The organism is Bartonella sp. AP9QHHD (assembly GCF_042195625.1).
GTDB lineage: Bacteria > Pseudomonadota > Alphaproteobacteria > Rhizobiales > Rhizobiaceae > Bartonella.
This window is the reverse complement of record NZ_JBHIOP010000022.1, coordinates 1-2,616: the sequence shown is the minus strand read 5'-3', so window position 1 is coordinate 2,616 and position 2,616 is coordinate 1. Positions and strand designations below refer to the sequence as shown.

Here is a 2,616-nt window from a genome sequence, read left to right as displayed (position 1 = left end):
GCTTTGGTTCAACAGGGGCAGAAGGAGGAGAAACAGTATCCAGAGATGAAGTGTCCTCCGGAGCAGAGGGCTCAGATGGCAACGACATAGAAAGTGGATCAGGGCGTGGAGAATCAACAGGATCAGAGGACGTAGAAGAAGGAGGGTCAGACATAAACGACGTAGAAAATGGATCGGGAGGAGGAGGATCGACAGGATCAGGGGATGTAGAAGAAGGAGAGTCAGATGTCAACGACGTAGAAAGTGGATCGGGAGGAGAAGATGGAGGATCAACAGGATCAGGGGATGTAGAAGAAGGAGAGTCAGATGTCAACGACGTAGAAAGTGGATCGGGGGGAGAGGATGGAGGATCAACAGGACCAGAGGACGTAGAAGAAGGAGAGTCAGATATCAACGACGTAGAAAGTGAATTGGGGGGAGAAGATGGAGGATTAACAGGATGAGATAATGAAAACGAAGAAGGTTTACCAAATGGACCATTATAAGAACCTATTCTAGAAGAAATATAAACCCCTTCGAGTCGGAAATCCCAAAATTCCCCCTCACCTTCCACTAATCTTTGCGTAGCATCTGCTTCTCCAAAGGGCGAACCTGGACCATAACCACGAATACGATATTGATAAGGAAAACCTTTCACCGTAGTATAATCATCATAACCATTGGCGAGTCGAAAAGAACCTGCCTGCGCTGTTCCAGCAACTTGAATGAGTGAAATGCTTTGATCTTTTCCCTCATAGACTTCTTTACTTGCATATTTTGGAAAATTTTGCACATGAATGAATGTCGTTCCAGAAACATCCCCATAGATCAATATGCGATCCGTCTTTTGGGGATTAAACAAACCCTCATCATTCAAAAATGCATTCAACCTAATCTGAGCGTTTCCCTCAGCACTGTAGACTTTTTTATCTTTTGATGCGAGAATTTTATCTCCTGCACCTATATCTGCTTTTTTTCCAATGCATAGCGTTTGATAACCACTACCTTCATCAAAGATCAATGTGCTATTGGAAAGACTTAGAGAAGAAAGCGATGAAACAGATTCCTGTAAACCGTTGTATTTACTTTTAGTAAGATACCATTTTGAATAACGAATTAACTCTAAATCAATAACCGATCTATCCTCAACACGCGTACCTCCTGTAAGAGAGGAAGCGTTTGCTTTCACCAATAGAGAAGCATTATTTTCAGCTTTTAGCAACAAATCACCAGAGATTTTTGTTTCATCCGATAATTCAAGAGTGCCTTTTACTTCATAGTCTTTATTCCCCTTCGCATAAATCGCAATCCCGTCTGGAACTGTCATATTTGTCTCTGATAAATAAACAAATGCCCTCCCCGTGATAACTTTTTTGGTTTCTAAAATTTTTTCATCATCTCGTTGCCTCAACATTTTAGCAAGTTCTTCTGGAGCTAAAACATTAAAGCACAGTCCATATACTCCCTCACTCTGAACAGAAATATTGTTTTTTTCTATCTTAATACTTGTATTCTTAAAGCCATCTGGTGAAATATATTTTTGAATTAACTTACCATTATCATTTACATAACCTGAAAAGTTTTTCATCAAGAATGCATGCATATGGTTCAGCTGAATAAAATTGTTTTTCAAATGAACGTCACCACCTTGAAAAACCTCAAAAGCTTCTGGCAATACCCCCATAGCTCGATCACCATCTGTTAAAGTTTCCTCCCTCCTTCCTTGCCCCGTAATCCCCATAGTATCAAGAATATAGCGCCCCCCAAATCGAGTTGAAAATGAGCCAATCTGGTTAAAATTAACGGTACCGTCTGTCATTTTAACCATTGCATCAAAACCACTCATAATACCGATCCCTTTTACATTCAAGTTATCTGGCTCAATATTGATATTCACACTCACTAAAGCAATATCCGTTCCTCTCCCCCATGCATAAATAGCATGTGAAATCCCCTTAATTTCCCCTACTGTCATGCTAATAACGGCATTTTGAGCACGAAGAGCAGGTATATTCTTAAAATCTGAAGCTACTAGATTAATTGTTCCACCATTTCTTACATACGCCCCATACGCAGATATTTTATCTGGATCATCGCCATAAACTGTTATCTGAGACGCATTAACAATAGTGCCTGCTTTTTCTACATATATAGCTGCAATAGGTGCAATATGAGCAGACGTCTCTTGAGAACTTTTTAAGTAATAGATTTTATCTGCAAGAAAGTGTGTTTTTCTATCATCGCATTTATAAAATGCCCCTCCTGCATCACTTGAAGATCCTGCAGCACTAACATACGTAACCTGCAAAAAATAAAGAATAGCTGTTGTAACGTTGCATAAAAATACATATTTATGAAATACATAAATCATAACTCTTGCCGCCTTCTATTCCCCTACTTCTATTCATTGAAGAATAATATCTATATTTAAGCTAATAAAGTTCTCAAAATACAATAAATATAAAATGAAATATTTAATTTAATACTTAATATAACACTATATACTTATATATAAGTTATATATAAGTTACTATATAGTTTATGTATCGCTAAAAAAGGTGGCGCAATCCAGCAGAGAAACTCGTTCCAGAAAAACCAATTTTCTTAAATCTATGCTGATAAGTGACATCTCCACGA

General features: G+C 38.2%; 1 protein-coding gene. It reads right to left on the bottom strand.

All coding sequences use genetic code 11. The features are described 5' to 3' along the window. The coding region (locus ACFIK4_RS01140; RefSeq protein WP_375674640.1) for an autotransporter outer membrane beta-barrel domain-containing protein at positions 1-2,350 on the bottom strand (2,350 nt) is incomplete at its 3' end. Positions 2,351-2,616: the final 266 nt, after the last annotated feature.